At 38.4% G+C, this 22004-nt stretch carries 19 protein-coding genes and 2 tRNA genes; 11 read left to right on the top strand and 10 right to left on the bottom strand.

Annotated elements, in window-relative coordinates:
- The first annotated feature begins 56 nt into the window (after positions 1-56).
- The 3 genes from hrpA to AC5NT5_RS10625 all read left to right on the top strand — a co-directional run bounded on the left by hrpA (position 57) and on the right by AC5NT5_RS10625 (position 4706).
- Positions 57-3944: an ATP-dependent RNA helicase HrpA gene (gene hrpA / locus AC5NT5_RS10635; RefSeq protein ID WP_182672823.1), complete on the top strand. Its 3888-nt coding sequence runs from the start codon at positions 57-59 to the stop codon at positions 3942-3944.
- A gap of 75 nt (positions 3945-4019) precedes the next feature.
- Entirely contained in the window at positions 4020-4400 is a 381-nt protein-coding gene (locus AC5NT5_RS10630; protein ID WP_024597850.1) for a response regulator, read from the top strand.
- Between the two features lie 9 nt (positions 4401-4409).
- Positions 4410-4706: a PilZ domain-containing protein gene (locus AC5NT5_RS10625; RefSeq protein WP_024597619.1), complete on the top strand. Its 297-nt coding sequence runs from the start codon at positions 4410-4412 to the stop codon at positions 4704-4706.
- 30 nt (positions 4707-4736) lie between these two features.
- On the opposite strand, the gene AC5NT5_RS10620 is transcribed toward AC5NT5_RS10625, so the two are convergent.
- Positions 4737-5927: a class I SAM-dependent methyltransferase gene (locus AC5NT5_RS10620; RefSeq protein WP_002961441.1), complete on the bottom strand. Its 1191-nt coding sequence runs from the start codon at positions 5925-5927 to the stop codon at positions 4737-4739.
- A 140-nt stretch (positions 5928-6067) separates the two neighbouring features.
- Here AC5NT5_RS10620 and AC5NT5_RS10615 point away from each other — a divergent pair, with 140 nt between their 5' ends.
- The gene (locus AC5NT5_RS10615) at positions 6068-6724 is read left to right on the top strand and encodes an HD domain-containing protein (protein ID WP_442449249.1); all 657 of its coding nucleotides are present in this window, start codon (positions 6068-6070) and stop codon (positions 6722-6724) included.
- Between the two features lies 1 nt (position 6725).
- A complete protein-coding gene (locus tag AC5NT5_RS10610; protein WP_182672825.1) occupies positions 6726-7166 on the top strand; it encodes a VOC family protein in 441 nt (146 codons plus the stop codon).
- On the opposite strand, the gene AC5NT5_RS10605 is transcribed toward AC5NT5_RS10610, so the two are convergent.
- Positions 7163-8155 (bottom strand): response regulator, encoded by a 993-nt coding sequence (locus AC5NT5_RS10605; RefSeq protein ID WP_200219122.1) that lies wholly within the window; start codon positions 8153-8155, stop codon positions 7163-7165. The two genes, AC5NT5_RS10610 and AC5NT5_RS10605, sit on opposite strands and share 4 nt — an antisense overlap.
- A gap of 3 nt (positions 8156-8158) precedes the next feature.
- Positions 8159-11491: an MHYT domain-containing protein gene (locus tag AC5NT5_RS10600; protein WP_494512838.1), complete on the bottom strand. Its 3333-nt coding sequence runs from the start codon at positions 11489-11491 to the stop codon at positions 8159-8161.
- A 316-nt stretch (positions 11492-11807) separates the two neighbouring features.
- Here AC5NT5_RS10600 and AC5NT5_RS10595 point away from each other — a divergent pair, with 316 nt between their 5' ends.
- The gene (locus tag AC5NT5_RS10595; RefSeq protein WP_182672827.1) at positions 11808-12506 is read left to right on the top strand and encodes a M48 family metallopeptidase; all 699 of its coding nucleotides are present in this window, start codon (positions 11808-11810) and stop codon (positions 12504-12506) included.
- A 191-nt stretch (positions 12507-12697) separates the two neighbouring features.
- On the opposite strand, the gene AC5NT5_RS10590 is transcribed toward AC5NT5_RS10595, so the two are convergent.
- Positions 12698-12782 (bottom strand) — tRNA-Tyr (locus AC5NT5_RS10590).
- 49 nt (positions 12783-12831) lie between these two features.
- Positions 12832-12916: transfer RNA gene (locus tag AC5NT5_RS10585), tRNA-Tyr, on the bottom strand.
- A 112-nt stretch (positions 12917-13028) separates the two neighbouring features.
- Between AC5NT5_RS10585 and AC5NT5_RS10580 the strand changes: the two genes are divergently transcribed.
- The 3 genes from AC5NT5_RS10580 to AC5NT5_RS10570 all read left to right on the top strand — a co-directional run bounded on the left by AC5NT5_RS10580 (position 13029) and on the right by AC5NT5_RS10570 (position 15149).
- Complete coding sequence (locus tag AC5NT5_RS10580) at positions 13029-13556, top strand: VC2046/SO_2500 family protein (RefSeq protein WP_182673112.1); 528 nt, start codon at positions 13029-13031, stop codon at positions 13554-13556.
- Positions 13557-13735: 179 nt separating this feature from the next.
- Complete coding sequence (locus AC5NT5_RS10575) at positions 13736-14038, top strand: DUF6172 family protein (RefSeq protein ID WP_002961433.1); 303 nt, start codon at positions 13736-13738, stop codon at positions 14036-14038.
- A 193-nt stretch (positions 14039-14231) separates the two neighbouring features.
- Entirely contained in the window at positions 14232-15149 is a 918-nt protein-coding gene (locus AC5NT5_RS10570) for a diguanylate cyclase (protein ID WP_182682131.1), read from the top strand.
- Positions 15150-15223: 74 nt separating this feature from the next.
- On the opposite strand, the gene AC5NT5_RS10565 is transcribed toward AC5NT5_RS10570, so the two are convergent.
- The 3 genes from AC5NT5_RS10565 to AC5NT5_RS10555 form a co-directional block, all read right to left on the bottom strand.
- Positions 15224-15703: a YchJ family protein gene (locus AC5NT5_RS10565; protein ID WP_182673114.1), complete on the bottom strand. Its 480-nt coding sequence runs from the start codon at positions 15701-15703 to the stop codon at positions 15224-15226.
- A gap of 38 nt (positions 15704-15741) precedes the next feature.
- Positions 15742-16176 carry a SulA-like leucine-rich domain-containing protein gene (locus AC5NT5_RS10560; protein ID WP_494512839.1) on the bottom strand — a complete coding sequence of 145 codons (435 nt, stop codon included), beginning with the start codon at positions 16174-16176 and terminating at the stop codon, positions 15742-15744.
- Between the two features lie 298 nt (positions 16177-16474).
- Complete coding sequence (locus tag AC5NT5_RS10555; RefSeq protein WP_002961427.1) at positions 16475-16939, bottom strand: tetratricopeptide repeat protein; 465 nt, start codon at positions 16937-16939, stop codon at positions 16475-16477.
- Positions 16940-17057: 118 nt separating this feature from the next.
- Between AC5NT5_RS10555 and AC5NT5_RS10550 the strand changes: the two genes are divergently transcribed.
- Entirely contained in the window at positions 17058-18350 is a 1293-nt protein-coding gene (locus AC5NT5_RS10550) for an NCS2 family permease (protein WP_002961426.1), read from the top strand.
- 72 nt (positions 18351-18422) lie between these two features.
- Here the strand turns inward: AC5NT5_RS10550 and AC5NT5_RS10545 are convergent, their stop codons facing one another.
- Positions 18423-19181 (bottom strand): hypothetical protein, encoded by a 759-nt coding sequence (locus AC5NT5_RS10545; RefSeq protein ID WP_182673115.1) that lies wholly within the window; start codon positions 19179-19181, stop codon positions 18423-18425.
- Between the two features lie 324 nt (positions 19182-19505).
- On the opposite strand from AC5NT5_RS10545, the gene cysB reads away from it, so the two are divergent.
- A complete protein-coding gene (gene cysB / locus AC5NT5_RS10540; RefSeq protein WP_002961670.1) occupies positions 19506-20483 on the top strand; it encodes an HTH-type transcriptional regulator CysB in 978 nt (325 codons plus the stop codon).
- Between the two features lie 76 nt (positions 20484-20559).
- Here the strand turns inward: cysB and AC5NT5_RS10535 are convergent, their stop codons facing one another.
- A complete protein-coding gene (locus AC5NT5_RS10535) occupies positions 20560-21936 on the bottom strand; it encodes an L-serine ammonia-lyase (RefSeq protein WP_494513219.1) in 1377 nt (458 codons plus the stop codon).
- Between the last annotated feature and the right edge of the window lie 68 nt (positions 21937-22004).

Below are 22004 nucleotides of genomic sequence, written 5' to 3'. Positions count from 1 at the left end.
CAGCCGTTTAATTTGATACAATTACGGCTCTTTAACTAATTTTATAAGGTATGCGGGTGGTAAACCTAGGTCAGTTGTTTGGCGAGCTAAAAACGTGCTTAAAAAAAGATCAATTCATTTTCAAAAAACGCTTACATGGCGTAAAAAAAATAACCGATGAAAACAAGCATGCCAACGCGCTTGAAAAAATAGCGGCTGATATAACCCGTAGCCAAGAATTACGCGATAAACGCTTAGCTGGCCTCCCTAAAGTGACTTACCCTGAGCAATTGCCGGTAAGTCAAAAAAAGGAATTAATTAAAGACGCCATTGCAAATAACCAAGTGGTTATTATTGCCGGTGAGACGGGCTCAGGCAAAACAACGCAAATACCTAAAATGTGTTTAGAGCTTGGTCGCGGTGTTGATGGTTTAATTGGTCATACGCAACCACGTCGATTAGCAGCGCGTACGGTGGCTAATCGTATTGCTGAAGAAATGAAGTGTGAACTTGGTCAGCAAGTTGGCTTTAAAATTCGTTTTAGCGATCAGGTATCTAATAATACGTATATTAAATTAATGACCGACGGTATTTTGCTGGCTGAAATTCAGCAAGACCGTTTTTTAAATCAATACGACACGATTATTATTGATGAAGCGCATGAGCGTAGTTTAAATATTGATTTTATTTTAGGTTACTTAAAAAACCTGCTTCCAAAACGCCCTGATTTAAAAATAATAATTACTTCAGCGACTATCGATCCTGAGCGTTTTTCAAAGCACTTTGATGATGCGCCCATTATAGAAGTATCGGGTCGTACTTTCCCTGTTGATGTGCGCTACAACCCTATTACTGATATTAATAAAGATGATATGGAAGCGGAGGGCGATCAGCTACAAGGTATTTTTGATGCCGTTGATGAGCTGTGCGCTGAAGGCCCTGGCGATATTCTCATATTTTTAAATGGTGAGCGTGAAATACGCGATACCGCAGATGCACTTAGCAAGCGTAATTTAAAACACACCGATGTATTGCCACTTTACTCGCGTTTATCTAACGCAGAGCAAAACCGTATATTTGCGCCGCATTCTCGTCGTCATATTATTTTATCGACTAACGTAGCCGAAACATCATTAACCGTGCCAGGTATTCGTTATGTAATAGACCCAGGTACTGCGCGTATAAGTCGTTACAGCTATCGTACAAAAGTACAGCGCTTACCAATAGAGCCTATATCGCAAGCAAGCGCTAATCAGCGTATGGGGCGTTGTGGACGTGTTGAAGCGGGTATTTGTATTAGGTTGTACTCTGAGGATGATTTTTTATCACGTCCAGAGTTTACCGACCCTGAAATACTGCGTACTAACCTTGCATCTGTTATTTTACAAATGTTGGCGCTAGGGCTTGGGGATATGGCGCAATTTCCGTTTGTACAAGCGCCAGATAGCCGCAATATTAATGATGGCCTAACATTGCTTGAAGAGCTACAAGCGGTAAAACCAGCTAAACGCGATAGTAAAACCAGCCTAACTCAATCGGGCAGGGAGCTTAGTCGATTACCCGTTGACCCACGTTTAGCAAAAATGGTGCTAACAGCCCATAAACTTGGCGCATTGCGTGAAGTGATTATTATTGTGGCGGCGTTGTCTATTCAAGACCCACGTGAACGCCCACAAGAAAAACGTGCTGCTGCCAATGAAAAACACGGTCGTTTTGATGATCCAGATTCTGATTTTATCGCTTTTTTAAACTTATGGAATTACCTAGAAGAGCAGCAAAGCGAGCTGACTAATAGCCAATTTAGAAAGCTGTGTCAAAAAGACTTCTTAGCCTATATGCGCCTGCGTGAATGGCAAGATATTGTTTATCAAATAAGTACTGTGTGTAACGAAATGGGCATGAAAGCAACCAGCCAAGCGGCTGATGGCGAACTTGTTCACAAAGCGTTGTTAAGCGGGATGCTAAGCCATATTGGCTTTAAAGATGAAAAACAAATATACAAAGGCGCACGTAATAGTCAGTTTCATATTTTTCCGGGTTCAGGTTTATTTAAAAAGAGCCCTAAATGGATCATGTCAGCGGAGCTGGTAGAGACAAGTAAGTTATATGGCCGCACAAATGCAAAAATAGACATTAACTGGGTAGAACCATTAGCACAGCACTTAGTTAAACGTAGTTACACAGAACCTCATTGGGAGAAAAAGCCAGGTGCGGTAATCGCGTTTGAACAGCAAACTTTATACGGCTTACTTGTTGTAAATAAACGCCGCTGTGTTTATAGCAACATAGACCCTAAAGTGAGTCGAGAGCTTTTTGTGCGCACTGCATTAGTTGAGCAAGAACTGGGCTTAAACGAGGGCTTTTTAGCGTTTAACCGTGAGCTAATAGAAGATATTCAAGTTCTGGAAAATAAGTCACGTCGTCGTGATATTTTAGTTGATGAGCAAACGTTATTTGAGTTTTACGATAAAAAAATACCCAAAGAAATTAATAACCGCGCTGCATTTTTAAAATGGTATAAAACACAAAAACAACAAAATAAGCATTACTTACACATGACTCGTGAAGAGTTAATGCAGCATGGTGCAAGTAATATCACTGAGTTTGACTACCCTGACACATGGCAGCAAGACAATATTATATTGCCGCTTGCTTATCATTTCGACCCAGGCCAAGCAGTTGATGGCGTTGCGGTACAAATACCGGTCGCGCTTTTAAATCAAGTACAAGAAAGTGGTTTTGACTGGCACATACCAGCATTTAGGCATGAGCTAATAAGTGGGCTTATAAAGTCATTGCCTAAATCGCTTCGTCGTAATTTTGTGCCAGCACCAAATTATGCTGATGCAGTGCTGGCAGCTATTGAGCCAATGCAAGGTAGCTTAATTGATGCTTTAGCCACGCGTTTATTAAGAATGACAGGTGTGAGGGTTGATCCTGAGGCGTGGGATTTAACCGCACTTGCACCGCATTTACGATTGCAGTTTGAAGTACGTGATGAGAGCGATAAGTTACTTGCACGAGGACTTGATTTAGCCAAGCTCAAAGCAGAGCTGCAAGGTGAAGTAACCGAAACACTCTCTAAAGTAGCCGATAAAGGCATTGAAAAGTCAGACCTAACACAATGGGATTTTGGTGAGTTACCCGCTTCATACGTTAAAAAACAAGGTCAATATGAGATAAAAGCATACCCTGCGCTGGTGGATAAAAAATCAGCCGCTGCAGTGGAGCTTTTTGATAGCGAAGCAAAAGCGCAGCAAGCACATCAACAAGGTTTGCGCCGTTTAGTACTATTAAATGTGCCATCGCCAATTAAGTACTTACAACAAAACTTACCGAATAAGGCAAAGCTGGGTTTGTACTTTAACCCATTTGGTAAAATAGCTGATTTAATTGATGACTGTATTGCCGCAGGTGTTGATAGCTTATTAGTAAAACACGGTGATATACGCGACGAAAAAGCATTTGAAACAGTAAAAGAGCAAATACGCGGTGAGCTGGGCGATGCCGTTGTATCGATTGCAACGCAAGTTGAGCAAGTATTAAGTATTGCTCATGCCCTGCATAAAAAAATGAAAGGGCGCGTTGATTTAACCATGATAACCGCGCACGGCGATATTAAGTCACAGCTTGAGTCACTTATATTTAAAGGTTTTGTGAGCGCGCATGGCGCAGATAAAATAGCGGATTTAATTCGTTATTTAAAAGCGATTCAAAAACGTTTAGAAAAGCTGCCTGTGGATCCAAATCGTGATAGGTTATGCGTACTAGAGCTAGATAAAGTTGCGCAAGAGTATAAAAAAGTAGTTAATAAAACGCCTAAAGGGTTGCCTATACCACAAGAGGTAACCGCTATTTTTTGGATGCAACAGGAGCTTAGAGTGTCGTTATTTGCTCAAACACTAGGAACGCCTTACCCAATTTCAGCCAAGCGGGTACTTAATGCGATAAAAGAGATAGAATAAAACTTGCATTTTCTATTAAGCTTAGTACCTTAATAGAAGGATTTATTTTTGTTTTGAAAAGGAAGCGACATAGTTATGTCCTCATCGATTGAACATAAAACAAAGCGACTTTTAGTGGTAGATGACGAGTATTTTAATTTTGAAATGCTCAAAGCCGCACTAGCGTCGAAATTTGATGTTAGTTACGCAGATTCAGGGCAAAGCTGCCTTGCGTCAGCAATTGCGAGTCCGCCTGATATAATTTTGCTTGATGTTTGTATGCCTGGTCTTGATGGTTATGATACATGCCGAATGCTAAAGCACACACCTGAAACAAAAAATATTCCTGTTGTTATGGTATCGGGCCTAGAGTCCCCATCTGAAAAACAAGCAGGGTTTGATGCTGGTTGTAACGCGTATGTTGTAAAGCCATTTTCAGTGGGTGCTTTGTTGGAAGAAATTAACACGGTTGTTTAGAGGTAACATATGTTTACTGATGATAAGCGAAATTTTAGACGCATGCAGATTAACACGCCTGCAAATTTAACAACGATAGAACCAATAGCGGGTTTAAGTTTTGCCGCAGAGTGCGTGGATTTAAGTGCAACAGGTTTATCAATTCATTTAGATGAATTGCTTGAACCTAATACCTTACTGACGGTGAACATTGATTCGACTCATCCAAGTATTGCGCCTTTAAATGCAACTGCAAAAGTAATACGTGCCAGCAAAGAAGATGATGGCACGGTAACAGCAGGTCTTGAAATCATTGAGTTTAACTAAATCGAATTAAGTTAAACTCAATAGTAGATATTAAAAAACCTTACAGATTAAGCCTTTTAAGTAAAAGCCTTCAGGGTAGCTGCCAGCAATTGGGTGATCGGCTGCCTGGTTTAATCGCTCCATTATCAGTAGGTCTTTACCTGCATCAAGTGCTGCATCGGCTACTACTTTTTGAAACAAGTTTTGTTCCATTAAACCAGAGCATGAGAATGTTAATAGTGTTCCGCCTGGTTTTAGTATTTGCATGGCAATCATGTTGATATCTTTATAGCCACGACACGCTCCCGTTAACTGCGCTTTATTATCAGCAAATTTTGGTGGGTCCATTACGATGGTATCAAACTGTCTACCTTCGTCGCGGTATTGGCGTAATAATTTAAATACATCCTGCTTAACAAAGCTCACTTTGTTTAAATCTAAGTTATTATGCTCAACATTACGCTTTGCTGTATCTAAAGCGGGTTGCGATACATCTACGTTAGTTACATGCTCACATCCACCACGCAGGGCATACAACGAGAATGTACCTGTGTAACTAAAGCAGTTAAGGACAGTTTTACCTTTTGAGAAGCGCTCAAGTGCAGCACGGCTGTCACGCTGATCTAAGTAAAATCCTGTTTTGTGACCTTCAATTATATCAACTTCGATTTTTAAGCCGTTTTCTTCAATAAGCACAGGCTCTTTTGGTTCATTGCCCCAAAGTGCGCCTTTAATTGGTTCTAAGCCTTCTTTAGTACGTACATCTACGTCAGAACGTTCATATATGCTAGAGCCGGGGAAAATAGACATCAAGGCGCCTACAATCTCGCCTTTATGGCGCTCGGCACCGGCGCTTAATAGCTGGCACACTAATACGTTGTCAAATTTATCTATTGTAACGCCTGGTAAGTAATCAGACTCAGCAGCGCATAAGCGAAACCCTGTTAATCCGCCTTCTTCAATAACTTGGCTACGGGCTTCTAATGAGCGACGTAAACGGCGTTCAAAAAAGTGTTGATCGATGACTTCTTTTTCGTCAAAGCTCCAAACACGTGCACGAATTTGTGAGTGAGGGCTATATGCAGCAGTTGCTAAAAACTTACCTTCGCTGTCGTGAATCGTTACTGTGTCGCCTAATCCAGGTTTACCTTTAATTTTTTTGATGGCTTTTGAAAATAACCAAGGGTGTTTTCTTTTTAATGATTTATCGCGACCAGCTTGTAGGTAAACGGCAGATGACATAAGGCTTCTCAGTAGTAATAAATAAGCGCTGTATTTTAGTCAAGCGAGGAGCAACATACAATGAATGTTTTGCAAGGGGGGCATAAAGCACGGTAAAGTACGGATAATTCATTGATTAATTAGCTTTTTGGAACCTAACTTTGCCTGACGTCGCTTTAAGCCCTGATTTAGAAATACTTAACTCACAATGTAGAGGGTTTATCGCCTCTTTAGTGCATGCCGATGTTGCTCATGACATTACTCATATAGAGCGAGTGGTGCGCGTTGCAATACAGTTATGTAATGCGGAGCAGGCAAACATGTCAGTAGTATTACCTGCAGCGTGGATGCACGACTGTGTGGCGGTGGCTAAAAACCACCCTGATCGTACAAAAGCCTCTACTATGGCAGCTGATAAGGCATTGGAGTTTTTAAAATCGATTAATTATGACGAGTCACTTTTTGATGAGATTCATCATGCAATTGCAGCACATAGCTTCAGCGCAAATATAAAAATTAAAACAGTTGAAGCGCAAATAGTACAAGATGCCGACAGAATGGATGCATTGGGCGCTATTGGCGTTAGCCGGTGCATGAAGGTTGGTGGCTCAATTTCTCGGTTATTATATAACCCAAATGACCCTTTTTGTGTTGAACGCGAGGCTGATGATAAAACATACACGCTTGATCACTTTTTCATAAAGTTATTACATATTGCCGATAGTATGAATACCCCATCAGCTAAAGCAGAGGCGAATAGACGAACAAGGTATATGCATGAGTTTTTAGAGCAATTAAAGTCAGAAATTGGTGAGTAACGTGAATAATACAAGCATACCGAAATTATCTGGCATTGATCATTGCCATTTAAATGTTGATAACTTAGCTAATGCCGTTAAGTGGTATGAGCGGGTTTTAGGTTTTAGCGTAGTGCCAGAACTTGCCTTTTGGGATGAGGATGGGCGAGGCCCTTTAACGCTTGAAGATGCTTGTTCAACCACTCGTTTAGCATTGTTTGAAGGAGAGGGGCGCAGTAAAGGGATTGCATTTTTGGCCTCAGGGGATCAATTTATTCAATGGCGTATTCATCTTGAGAGTTTAAATATAAAAGTAGTTTTAGCAGATCATGGTGTAACGTTTTCTATGTACTTTAAAGACGAAAGTGGCAATAGCCATGAAATTACGTCACATGACTATCGTTATATAAAATCTTGTTACCCAAATGTTGAGCTTGGCTCTCACAGTGCTAAAAAGAATTAGCTTTCTTGATTTGCATTTTTTATAGCAATAATATTGTCTAAGTTTTTTACTAATAGCTCGATTAGAGCGGGATCGAAATGAGTTCCTGCTTGCTCTTGCATATGCAAAACTGTTTTCTCTACACTCCAAGCCTCTTTGTAAGGGCGTTTTGAGGTAAGTGCATCAAATACGTCAGCTATAGCAACAATTCTACCTTCAACTGATATTTCTTCGCCTTTGATCCCGTTAGGATAGCCTGAGCCATCCCATTTTTCGTGGTGTTCAATTGCAAGTGTATGTGCAAGTTGTAGTAAAGGAGATGATGAGTTTGCTAAAATTTGCGCGCCAATGGTGGCGTGTTCTTTCATATGATCAAACTCTTCAGAGGTTAACTTTCCAGGTTTGAGTAGGATAGCATCAGGGATGCCTATTTTTCCTACATCGTGCATTGGGGCAGCTTGACGTAGAAGTTCTGCTCGTTGTTCATCCATACCTAGTGCTAACGCTAATACTTTACTGTATTGGCTCATGCGCACTATATGTTCACCCGTGTCGGTGTCTTTATATTCCGCTGCACGGCCTAGACGTTCTACTAAATCTACATGAGCTTGCTTTAATTGCTCTGCTTGTACTAGCGACAAGTGAGTATTAACCCTTGCCCTTACAATGGCAGGGCTTATTGGTTTAGTAATATAATCTACTGCACCTAACTCAAAACCTTTGTATTCATCGCTTTCATCGCCAAGCGCAGTTACAAAAATAATTGGGATGTGTGATGTTTTAGGATTTCTCTTAACTATTTGGCATACTTCAAAGCCATTCATATCTGGCATCATTATGTCGAGCAAGATTAGCTTTGGTAGCTCTTTTTCAAGTAGTGCTAGTGCGGCATCACCCGATTTAGCAAACGACATACGATATTGATTACCTAACACTTCGCGCATTACTTTTAGATTTGCAGGCTCATCGTCAACAATTAATACCCGTGGCCTATCTGTCGTAAAATCCATTAATTAATACTCATTGTTTGTTAGTTTTTCAAGTAAGGTTTCTAGTATTACGTGTGCTTTATCAAAATCAAATTCATCAAAGGCTTCGGCTATATCATCAACTTCATTTTGAAAGGTAGAAGGTGCGCCGCGTTGCAACTTTGCGAGTAGTTCATCATTTAATTCTGCGTTTTGCGCATCTTGATGAAGTGTTTCACACAATTGCTTAATCTCATCTATTGATAGAGTGTCGGAGCTATCATCTTCAGGCGTGCTATTTGGCTCATCGCAAGTATTTGATGACAGTAGTTGCGTTATAATAAGTAGTTCGTTTTTGATATCGTCTAAAAGACTAATAACTTTAGCATCACTTTGCTTGTGCTCTAAATCGGTTAATAACTTCATTAACGTTGTTAGCCCTAAGTTACCAGCAACACCTTTGAGTGTGTGAATGAGGCTATCGACATCTTTTATGTTTGATAATTTATCATTAAATAATCTCTCAAACCGCTTATCACTATCACTAACAAACTTAGTAATCTCTGTAAGTTGCTTACACTTAGAACCCCAAAGTGCTAATCCTTTTTCAAAATCTATATGCTGCGCTTTAGGATCGCTTTGCGATATAACCATTTCTTTGGCAATACCAAGCCCCAGCACTTGCGCTATTTCTTGGTTAAGCTGATTTATATCGACGGGTTTGTTGGCAAAGCCATTCATGCCTGCTTTTTTAGCCGTAAGCTTATCTTGCTGTAATACGCTTGCTGTGAGCGCGATAATTGGCGTGTACTTAAGCTGCCTTTGGTTTTCTATTGCTCTTATTTTTTGTGCTGCTTGTATGCCATCACACAAGGGCATATGTATATCCATTAATATGACATCAAAGTCTTGCTCTTCAAATACTTTAATCGCTTCAAGTCCGTTTGACGCTTTGGTAACTGAATGCTGATCGCGTGACAGAAGCAAAGACAGTAGTTCTGTATTTTGCTCTATATCATCAACTACTAGCACTCTAAGTGCAGGCAGTTGGGTGTGTAGACCATCAAAATAATCTATTTTAGATTCGTCACCTAAAGTAAGCGGCAATGAAAAGTAAAAACAGGTGCCTTTACCTAGCTCACTTACTAAGTTTATTGTTCCGCCCATAAGCTCTACAAGTTGTTTACTTATGGTTGTACCAAGGCCTGTACCACCAAAGCGGCGAGTAGTAGTGCCATCGGCTTGCTCAAAAGGTTGAAATACAGCTTGAATACGATCTTTTGCAATACCAATTCCGGTATCTTGCACTTCAAAAAACAGATGCTGATTTTGTGTCATGCCAACGGTGACCGTAACAGAGCCTTCTTCGGTGAACTTAATCGCGTTACCAATTAGATTAGTGAGTACTTGTCTGAGTCGATCTGGGTCGCCGTAGTACGTAGAACTTACTGATTCTTTAATATGGAGTTTAAGTTCTAAATCTTTCTTTTTAGCCTCTAACCAAAAAGTAGAAATAATACTGTCTATCACTGGTTTTAAGCTAAAGTGCACTGGCTCAATGGTCAGCTTACCGCGTTCTAGTTTTGCAGAATCGAGAATTTCATTTAACAATCTTAGCAATGAACGCGCTGCATTATTTACGGTAACCAAGTGCTTTTGTTGTTCTTGATCAAGTGGGGTATCCATTAATAGATCGCTAAAACCTATTATAGAATTCATTGGGGTGCGTATTTCATGGCTCATATTAGCCATAAAAGATTGCTTTGCATGAGCAGCTTCTTCAGCTTTAAATTTAGCTTGCTCTAGTTTTTCTTCATATTCTTTGCGTTCAGTAATATCGACTAAAACACCATCAATCCACTTTGGATTGCCTTGAGCATCAAAGTCGATACTCCCTTTATCTAACAACCACAAAATTTTGCCATTTCTATGTCTAATTCGGTATTCAATAGAATATTGAGACTTTGCATCAACAGCTTTAGTGACTTCATCAACTATTTGTTTTTGGTCTGATTTCAAGACCAAGTCATTAAACTCGATACAATGCTCTGTAAACTCATTTGGGTTATACCCTGTAAGCTCAATTATATTTGGACTAATAAATAACATAGTCCAGTTGTCATCAAACTTGCATCTAAACGCGACTCCGGGCATGTTATCGATAAGAGAGCGGTATTTTTGTTCTTTCTCTTCTAAACTTTGCTGCAAAGCGCGTTGTTCGGTCAAGTCGGTGATAAAGCCAACATATAAAGGGTTATGGCCCGGCTGATTTACTTCGCCTATACCTAAGCGAATAGGAAAAACATGTCCGTTCATGTGTTTTGCATATACATCACGGTTTATGCCTATTATTTTACCTAGATCAACATTGTGAGCATTTAAGAGGTATTCGTCGTGGTGCTTGGCAATGTTATCGTCCATTAGCATTTTTACGTTTTTGCCTTGAACTTGGTTTTCTTGCCAGCCAAAAATTTTACTTGCGGCTTCATTAAAACTTAAAATAATACCAGCATGGTCAATGGTAACAATGCCATCTATAGCGGTACCTAAAATAGCATTTAGACGGGATTCTTTTGCCGACTTCTCCTCAAGTAGCATGCGATAGCGAACCATACCATTTATTACACCAACCACGCTTGTAATCGCGATAGTTGCTGTGGCGACTGCAATGGCGATAAAAGTTAGTCCTGCGGTTGCGTTAGCATCATCATAGATTAGTGGCGATGTAGCTACAAAACGTGTAGCGGCCATACCCATATAGTGCATACCAGCAACAGCACACCCTAAAATAACAGCGCTAATTGAGTTATTTTGAAGAGGTGATAAAGAGGGTAAAAAACGCTCAAGATTAAAGCGACTGTAAAGGGCTATAAAGGAGAGGGTTACAGCAACAATGATTGATAACGCAAATATCAATGGATCATATCTAAGTAAAGGAGCAAGATCCATTGCAGCCATGCCGCTATAATGCATAGTGCCAATGCCAGCTCCTAGTAACACGGAGCAAATCGACAATATTTTTAGATTCCCTTTACTATTTACTAGCATTGATACAGCGTACTGACATGCTATAAATGCTGGTATAAAAGAAAGGAGAGTGATTGTTGGATCATAATCAATATTAGTACACAGTGAAAAGGCAAGCATACCAATAAAGTGCATACTCCAAATACCAGCCGAAAAAACAGTAGCAGCGGTCACATTTGCTAAACGTTGGTAGCTAGGAAATTGAGTTTCTTTTGCGAGCTCTATAAGTCGAATGGTGAAAAAGGCTGCAAAAATAGCAATTAGCAATGACATTGAAACTAATAGAGGATCGTAAACGCCATTAATGATTAAGCTAGGATCTTGGTCTGTGATAAAAAAAGCTGATAACATAATGGCTCAAAATATAATCTTTATTTATCAAGTCTAATCTAATTAATTAATAAATAAACCGTTAATTCAATGAAGTGAATAAAATAACGAATTTATTACTTTTAGTTTTCTTTTATTTATCAGGGATTAGTTTTTTAGTTGGTGTTTTTTATTCTAATGTATTGCCTGTCACAGGACTAAGTTAGATTTATATGGTCATATTTAAGTTTCTATCGAGTAACCTTAAGAAAACTAATGAATTGGCTTAACTAAGCGAAAATTACACTTTATTTGGTTTTATTAATTGCTGGTGAATTTTCTCGTAGCAATATCATTAATGAGTATGAAAGTGTTTGAATATCAGTTAAAGAAAAGTATAAAACGTAAAACGGTTGCCATTAAAGTACATAACAAAAAGGTGACTGTATATGCCCCTCAGTTTGTTAGTAACAAACACATTCAAGAATGGCTTTTTGATAAGCAGGTGTGGGTAAATGCTCAATTAACTAAACAGCACAATATTGCTGATAACAGACAGAACCCGCTCAAAGACAAACAAATTTTAATCTTTGATAGCATTGTAAACATAGAATTTAAGCAAGGTACTAAGTCCGAAGTACTAAACTGTAACGACAGCTTGCTTATTACACACTCTTCGCGCGTTAAAAATACTTCGCAAAAATATCAGCAACTTCTTGAAGAATATTTAAAAGAGCAACTAACTGCATATATAGAAATGCGTTTAGCGTACTTCTGCGCACAAATGGGTGAAGAATTACCTACGAGTCTAAAAGTAGCTATTTATAAGCGAAAGTGGGGAAGTTGTAATAGTAAGCGAGAGCTAACATTTAATTTGCATTTAATCGGAGCGCCTTATCATGCTATTGATTATGTGATTGTCCACGAGTTAGCGCATTTACGTCACTTAAACCACAGTAAAGCTTTTTGGCAACACGTTGAGCATTTTCTTCCTAATTATAAAGCATCATCAACATGGCTAAAGAAAAACAGTATGAGTTTACAATGGGTGTTTTGAAGTTAACCTGAATATAGGAATATAGGAATATAGGAATATAGGAATATAGGAATATAGGAATATAGGAATATAGGAATATAGGAATATAGGAATATAGGAATATAGGAATATAGGAATATAGGAATATAGGAATATAGGAATATAGGAATATAGGAATATAGGAATATAGGAATATAGGAATAGTAGAGAAGTGGTGGAGGGAGCTGGATTCGAACCAGCGAAGGCTGAGCCGTCAGATTTACAGTCTGATCCCTTTGGCCGCTCGGGAACCCCTCCACACTAATTTTATTGCATTTGGCCCCACTTAACTTAGCGGTAAGAAAAGTGGTGGAGGGAGCTGGATTCGAACCAGCGAAGGCTGAGCCGTCAGATTTACAGTCTGATCCCTTTGGCCGCTCGGGAACCCCTCCAATGCAACGGCGCTGATAATAGCAAATTGCGTATTTAAGTAAAGAAAAAAGCTAAAGAAAATTGAAATAAAGCCGATAAATATCTATCAGTTACCACAATCGACTAAAGACTATGCAAATAGATGATTTGTTAATCACAGAGAGTCAGTTAAACAGTAGGCTCAATAATAGTGTGCATGAAAATCGCCGTGGCGAATTTTCTCTACTATTAGCGATGCTGTCACATGACGCACTCGACTTTAGCCAATTTCATTTACCAAAAACTGAAATAGATAATTTAGTTATAGAAGAAGAGGCATTAAGAAAGCAATTTGGCGCAGGTCCAAAGCAACTTTTAGCCCCTGATGAATACAATATGTTGGTTGGACAGTTTAATGCCTCATTAATATCTCAAGAAGGGGAGCGCTGTGGTATGACAAGTATTAAGTTAAGGCAATGCTTAAGCCCTGAACCACTTGCGATTAGAAATGATGATAAGCATATTCCACTTAATATAATAGATAACTGTGAGCTTGCTGTCAGAAGAAGAATTAAAAGCGAACAAACACAACTTGCGAATCCTCTTATAGATGCAGCTGCTTTTTACGACAGCCTTAATAATGATGCAATACATCAACCACTTCAGCTTATTGCGGTGTGATATATGATTGTAATAATCATCAGTTAATATATGCTTTATAACGGGTCTGCTTTATATATTTGCTAATAATTGATTTAATGAAAAAAAAGCATCCAAAAATTAAATGCAATTGCTATAATGGCGTCAAATGGTATGACATGAAATGCCATTATCATTAAACCAAGGTAATTAGGAACGTAATGAAGAAAACATTCACGCTAAATCACGAGAAAATCAAATACCCTCGTATGGTTGATGCTGCAAAGCACGAAGTGAAAAAATATTTGAAAAGAGAGCGTAATAAAACGCTACCTGAAGATGCTGACTATTGGGCATTTGACTGTAAGTTTGGTAACACAGCTGAAGATGCGCAAGTTGTGCACGTTGCTGAATTAAGTAACCAAATTGGCGAAATTGAAAAGCAAGGTTTGACCTCTTTCTACGTAGAGATTTTAGCTCGACCTGCTCAACGTCAGCAATTAGATTTAGATGATGACGAATAATACTTAACTAAATTAAGTATTCGAAGTTTTAAAATGAGCCCAAGTGGCTCATTTTTTGTTTTTATGCATTAGAGATTCACCATAAATCATTTTTATTAGTAACTAATAAGTAGAATTTTATTTTATTAACATTTGCATAACAAAATATAGTGATATAGGGTGTGTTTAATTAAAAAAACAAAACAGTTGTACCATGCCTATAAATTACTCTGACCACCAATTGAAATTAAGCTTAAAGAGCTCTAAGGTACTTGTCGTTGATGATCAGCTATTAAGCTTAATTGTATTAAAAAAAATATTATCAGAGCATTTTAGTGTAACAACAACGAGCTGTGGTGAGGATGCGATTGAAATTTGTAAACATAATCCGCCAGATATAATACTACTCGATATTAATATGGAAGGAATGAGTGGTATTGAAACATGTCTAAAATTAAAAAATATATCTGAAACACAAGATATCCCCGTTATTTTTGTAACCTCATCTGAAAATCAAGAAGAAGAGTGCTGGGAAGCAGGGGCTGTAGATTTTATAAAGAAACCAACTAACTCGGAAACTTTATATAGAAGAGTGCGCGCCCATATCACGATGAAACTTCAACATGACTTACTCAATCAAAAAGTATTTCTAGATGATTTAACAAAGGTATTCAATCGTCGTTATTTTGATGCGCATTTTTCTAAAATGGAACGAAGCGCCTTACGAGAAAAAGTCGACTATGCACTATTACTCATTGATATAGATTACTTTAAGCAATACAATGATATCTATGGTCATGTGCAGGGGGATACGGTGTTAAACCTAGTAGCACAAACTATTACTAATAGTTTGCAAAGGCCAACCGACTTTGTTGCGCGTTACGGCGGCGAAGAGTTTGTAGTTGTTCTACCGCATACAAGCACTGAAGGTGCAATTTGTGTTGCTGATAAAATTAAACAAAATGTGGCCGATTTAGGAATATTACACAAATATTCAGAATATGATTTTGTGACTATTAGTATTGGCGGTGCAACCCTACAACCATACGTAAATAACAAAAACACGTTGCAGATCGCAGATGAAAAAATGTATGAGTCTAAAATGCAAGGGCGTAACAAAGTGTGTTTTTAAGTTTAGTTAGCTAATAAATCACTCTGCCACTTAAAAACACCTTTTAGGTGATAAATATTAAATAAGATTATTTATTACATGCTATGACATTTTTTGTATTTGTTATTGCTACCGCATGGGCAGTTATCATTTCTGCCTACTTTAATATCTTCAACAGGATATATAGTGCCATCTAAATAACGCCATTGAGTGTTTTCTTTAATAAACTGCGATTTTTCATGAAGCTCACAAAATAAGTTTTGATAAAAATATTGGGCTTTAAATTCTACAGTTCCAGTATCGCCATCATGGCTTGAGTCAATTAAATCAAGATTTATAAATCGGCAGCTGTTAGCAAAATCATTGATTTCTTTAATCGGATTCTCAGCTTGTTTTTCTTTTGCGTAGGTTTGATAAACATATTTTGCATTTTTAATAACATAAGCGCTGAATCGTGAGCGCATAAGTTGTTCAGGAGTGTCAGCTTGCTTTACAGATAAGTGAAGCGGCTCGCAGCAATCGGCATAATTGTGCCCACTGCTGCAAAAACATAGTATGGCATTGAGTGAAGTCATAATAATAATACAAAGTCTAAAACATTAGTTTAACAAGCTTATTGAGCGAGTGGTATCTCTGTTGTTTGTGCGTTTTTAGTAAAACAGTATAATTTTGTATGCGTTTTACTTAAATCGAACGATAGATTTGTAAGTAGTTGGTTATTAACTATATCGGTCCAGGTGATTACCGCTGCAAAGTTTCCATTATGTAACGCAGAATTTAATACATACTCTAGATTTACCAGGTGCTTCTGTCTAATAACAAGTAATTTACTTGTATCAATAGAGCATGAGTCAAGTAAAGCTTTGCTCGGTACATGATCTGGCGCAATTAATAACGTCCATGCATTAGAGCTATTGTATTGGTGTAATACTTTTAAAAGCTCAAAGGTCGCTGAAATTTCATCTTCAATTTGGATCAAATTTACGCAATCGCTTTGCTCGTCTTGTTGGTAACTTTTAACTGTTCTTACGGTAATAGGCTGTAACATAGTTTCACTCACTGGGTTTTTATACAGTATTCATATACAGTAGTTTATACAGTGCTTTCGTGCAAGCATTTTATGCTATTTATTTGTACAGTTATTCAGCCTTTGATTATTGTTTTTTATTTTTAAATCTATAATTCTTTATTAATCAAGTTGTTATAGGCTTGTTTTTGAGAAGGTTGTTTTAAAATAAATTTTTGAGTAGTGTCTTCATTTGTGGGTTTTATACTGTGTAGGAGTATCTTTGTAACTATATACAGTATTTTTCAACACTGTATACAGTACTTATAACTTAGTTGGTTTATGTGTTTTCACTCGTGCGAGGGATCATATGAGAAAACTGGAGTTGGTGAATTTGTTCGTACAAACTTGCTGCATAACATTGAGCATCTTTAAATCGCTTAGTTTCGATATGTTTGCGTATATCTGTAACCGCTGCAGTGGCAGGTGCATACCCTTGGCTACTCGCTAAGCTCAACCACGCTACAGCATGAAATACACTTTGTGGCACGCCTTCACCTTTTACAAAAAATAAACCTAAATAAAACTGTGCTCTATGGTTTCCTGCCATTGCAGCAAGGCGCATCCATTTTGCAGCCAATGGAGCTTGATTATTTTTTAAATAATATAGGGCTTTATTAATAGTACTTTGCTCATCTTTTTTATTATCAATGGGCGCGGGGCTGCTTTCTGGTTGAGTAACAAAACCTAAAATGTTGTCTAGCTGTTGCTCTAAGTCTTGCTCGCAAGGTGTTGTTTTAAGCATATTGGTTCATTTATTATTTTAACTACTTTAACAGTTTAGTATATAGCAAGGTAAAATGTCCTGTAAAAGATAATTTTTATGTTAAAATCTCGCCACTTTTTACTATCACAAGTTTATTATGTTTGAAGCCTTATTTAAACTCAGCGAAAATAATTCAACAGTTAAACGCGAATGCGTTGCTGGCCTAACTACCTTTATTACTATGGTATACATTGTATTTGTAAACCCGGCTATGCTTGCTGAGGCAGGGATGGACCAAGGGGCTGCATTTGTAGCTACCTGTATAGCAGCTGCGATAGGCTGTTTTATAATGGGTTTATGGGCTAATTATCCATTAGCATTAGCGCCTGGCATGGGACTAAATGCCTTTTTTACGTATGGCGTCGTATTAGGAATGGGTTATACCTGGCAAGCCGCATTAGGGGCTGTTTTTATGTCGGGTTGTATATTTTTATTTTTAAGCTTATTTAAAGTCAGAGAATGGATTATTAATGCCATACCTCTGGTGCTCAAGCGAGCTATCGCAACAGGTATAGGTGCTTTTTTAGCCTTAATTGCCCTTAAAAATGCAGGCATTATTGTCTCAAGCCCAGCAACACTAGTGCAATTGGGGGACATTACTTCCCCAGGCCCATTATTAGCTATATTAAGCTTTTTTGTAATTGCAGCGCTTTTATACCGCGATTTTAAAAGCGGTGTACTTATTAGTATTTTATTAGTGACAGGCATTGCACTGAGTTTAGGGCTAGTTGAATATCACGGTGTTATGGCTATGCCACCATCAATAATGCCTACTTTTATGCAACTAGATTTTGCCGCCGCTTTTGATATATCAATGATGAGTGTTATTTTTGCATTCTTGTTTGTCGATCTTTTTGATACTTCGGGTACATTAGTTGCAGTCACTCAAAAAGCTGGCTTAGCTGATGAAAAAGGTAACATGCCTCGTTTAGGACGCGCACTAAGTGCTGACAGCTCTGCAACAATTGCAGGTGCGATGCTAGGCACGTCTACGACTACATCGTATATAGAATCGGTTGCTGGTGTATCTGTTGGCGGACGTACTGGCTTAACGGCTGTAGTTGTAGGTATTTGCTTTTTACTAATGATGTTTTTTGCACCGCTTGCACAAATGGTACCGGCTTATGCTACGGCAGGTGCTATTTTATATGTCGCTGTACTGATGCTACAAAATTTAAAGTTTGTAAATTGGGATGATATGACCGATGCAATTCCTGTTACTGTGGTATTACTAATGACACCATTAACGTTTTCGATTGCGCACGGTATTGCACTTGGCTTTATATCTTATACAGCGGTAAAAGTATTGTGTGGTAAGCAAGATCAAATCAGTATTAGTGTTTGGATATTGACAGCCTTGTTTGTTTTCAAGTTTGCATTTTTGTCTTAATGACTAACAAATAGACAAAAAAGCCTGCATAAATTTAATTTGTGCAGGCTTTTTTAATACTTTTTAAAAGAATTACCATTTCTTTTTAGGAGCAAACAATATATCTAAGTCGTCTTGCTCTTCTTCTGTTTTCTTTTTAAGTGCGCTTGCATTAGAAGCTCTCAGTTCAACACTAATTGCTTCTAAGTAACCTTCAACTTCTTGGCGTTTTGTTGTTACATATTCATCGGTGTATGTAACTGCATTGAGCGTTGCCTGTGCTTTTTCAAAATACTGCCTTGCAGAGCCAACCATACTTGCTGAGCGGGCAGATAAGCCACGCTTTATTTGGCTTTCGATATTAATACGTAGTTGTAGTTTTTCGAGACGTTTATCTTCTAAAACAAAAACTTGGCTGTCAATACGACCTTTACTGTGTTCAGAGCGTAAAATTGAGCGTAATTTTTTAATGCCTTGAATTAGGCCTACAAGTTGCTTGTCATTACTCGGTAGCGTTAAAGCTTCACTGCTATTATCTTGAACGGGATTAGATAAGTGCGTTTTTGCTTCACTTAAGCGGCTTTTAAGTGCTTTAGATGTTTGCGAGTTATTAACCATTGTATTTAAAGCTTCGTAAATACGGCGTTGTAACGTACGAATTAGATTCTCAGACAGGGGTATGTTAGCACTATTCATTAGCGCTTCTTCTGTTTCTTCTATTATAGCTTTTTGTTTTGTAAGCTCTTTGCGGCGTTCTGCCTCTTGTTTTTCTTTGTGTTGTTGTACAGCACTTACCCAAAGTGCAATCACAATCAATGCAACTATAAGCACTATTATAATAGAAACGATCATGGTGTAATTCTCGGATATATAACCTAATTATTTAATCTTACATTAAATATACGTTAACAGGGTAGCTTTGCGCCGATTAACTTAAAAAATACACCCAAAAATTGATAGGTTGAGCTCTTTATAAACCGTAGTCACCCTAAGGGCTTATAAACTAAAGCTGAATAAACATCGCTACCTCAAGCATATTTATTATGCTAGCCTTGAGCTCTAATCAGATAATTGCACACCTAAAGACCTAAAGTGATATTTTACGTAAATAACACTTGGTTTTAAGCGGTATTGCCTTTATAAATAATATGAATAATAACGTTAAAATTTGCAGCCATGAAATTACAACAACTCAGATACATCGTAGAAGTACAAAATCATAAATTAAATGTTTCAGCGACTGCTGAGAGTTTATTTACCTCGCAGCCAGGAATTTCTAAACAAGTACGCATGTTAGAAGACGAGTTGGGTGTACAAATTTTTGGTCGCAGTGGTAAACATTTAACGCATGTAACCGGTGCTGGCGAAGATATAATTAATATTTCTCGTGAAATACTCTCCAAAGTAGAAGGTATTAAAGCCGTTGCTAATGAGCATACGTTACCTGATCAAGGTAAGTTAAATATTGCCACAACACATACCCAAGCCCGTTATGCTTTGCCTAACGTTATTCAAGGGTTTATGAAAAAATACCCTGCGGTATCGCTTCATATGCACCAAGGTACTCCACAGCAAATATCGGATGCTGCAGCACGCGGTGATGCCGACTTTGCTATTGCAACAGAAGCACTGCATTTGTATTCAGATTTAGTTATGTTGCCTTGTTATCATTGGAATCGCAGTATTGTTGTTGCTAAAGACCATCCGCTCGCTAAAAAGGCAAATAGTTTAACTGTTGCTGACATTGCCCAATATCCACTCATTACATATGTATTTGGTTTTACGGGCCGCTCAGAGTTAGATAAAGCATTTAGCGCACACGGACTTGAGCCACACATTGTATTTACTGCAACCGATGCTGATGTTATAAAAACATACGTACGACTGGGTTTAGGAGTTGGTGTTGTCGCTTCAATGGCGATAGATCAAGTGAGCGATACCGATTTAGTGTGTATTGATGCAAGCCACTTATTTGAAGCAAGCACGACCAAAATTGGTTTTAGAAAGGGCAGCTTTTTACGTACTTACATGTATGATTTTATTGAACGTTTTGCACCGCACTTAACTAAAGAGCGCGTAGAGCGAGCAAGCTTGTTACGTAACCAAGATGACGTAGATAAGTTATTTGCAGATATAGAGTTACCCGTTAAATAAGGTGATTGCATTGAACGAACAATAAAAAAGCTGCCTATTTTAAAATAGGCAGCTTTTTCTCTTTATAGCGAGCTGATTAACATTCGATAATATTAACTGCTAATCCACCGCGAGCGGTTTCTTTGTATTTGGTTTTCATATCGTTGCCGGTTTCAAGCATGGTTTTAATCACTTTATCAAGTGATACCTTTTGCTCACCACTGCCGCGAATAGCTAAACGTGAGGCATTAATTGCTTTAATCGCGCCCATTGCATTACGTTCAATACACGGTACTTGTACTAAGCCACCAACAGGGTCGCACGTGAGGCCTAAATTATGTTCCATACCAATTTCTGCTGCGTTCTCTACTTGCACAACATTGCCACCAACAATTTCTGTTAATGCGCCTGCAGCCATTGAGCACGCAACGCCAACTTCACCTTGGCAACCTACTTCAGCACCCGATATAGAGGCATTCTTTTTATATAAAATACCAATAGCAGCAGCCGTTAATAAATAACGTGTGGCTATATCGCGGTCTACTTCTTTCACAAATGTGTGATAGTACATAAGCACAGCCGGTAAAATACCCGCAGCACCATTAGTTGGTGCGGTAACTACACGGCCACCTGCCGCATTTTCTTCGTTTACGGCAAGGGCAAATAAATCAACCCAGTCCATTGCACGAAGTGGGTCGTTACTGACTTCTATATTTAGTTTTAAGTATAAGCTGGGCGCACGGCGTTTTACTTTTAAGCCGCCAGGTAAAATACCTTCGGTACGCATACCACGGTCAATACAGGCCATCATTACTTTCCAGATATGAAACAGCGTGTCTTTTATTTCATCTTCAGTGCGTAGTGTTTTTTCGTTCTTCATCATTAAGCTTGAAACACTAAGCCCTGACTCTTTACACATCTCTAGTAGCTCTTTTGCGCTACTGAAAGGGAAAGGAGCTGGGTTTTCTTCTCTAATATTAAGGGCTGCTTGTTTTTCGTTTTCAAACTCTTCATCAGTGACAATAAAGCCACCGCCAATAGAGTAATATACTTTGCTGTAAACTTTTTCGCCGTTGTTTGAGGCGATAATTTCCATTGCATTAGAGTGCTTAGGCAGCGTTTTGCGACGATGAAAAACAATAGCGCCTTGTTTTGGAAATTTAGCTTTGTGTGTTTTGTTTAAATAAATAACCTGATCTTTTTCGATTGTCGCTAAAATGTCGTCGACTAAATCGGCATCTATAGTTTCAGGGTCATAACCGGCTAAACCAAGAATTACGGCTTTACCCGAACCATGGCCAACACCTGTTTGACCCAAAGAGCCATAAAGCTCTACTTTAATATCGGTAACATTTGCTAATAATTGTTGTTCTTGTAGGTCATTAACAAATAAGCGTGATGCGCGCATTGGGCCAACGGTGTGTGATGACGAAGGGCCAATACCAATGCTAAACATATCAAATGCACTGATCATAATGTGTGTGTCTCTACTTTGTTTTATCAGCACGAAGCTGCTCTTTGAACGGTCGAACATGATAACGT

Source organism: Pseudoalteromonas sp. J2K-J599 (assembly GCF_059295115.2).
This window is presented reverse-complemented; position numbering and strand designations above follow the sequence as displayed.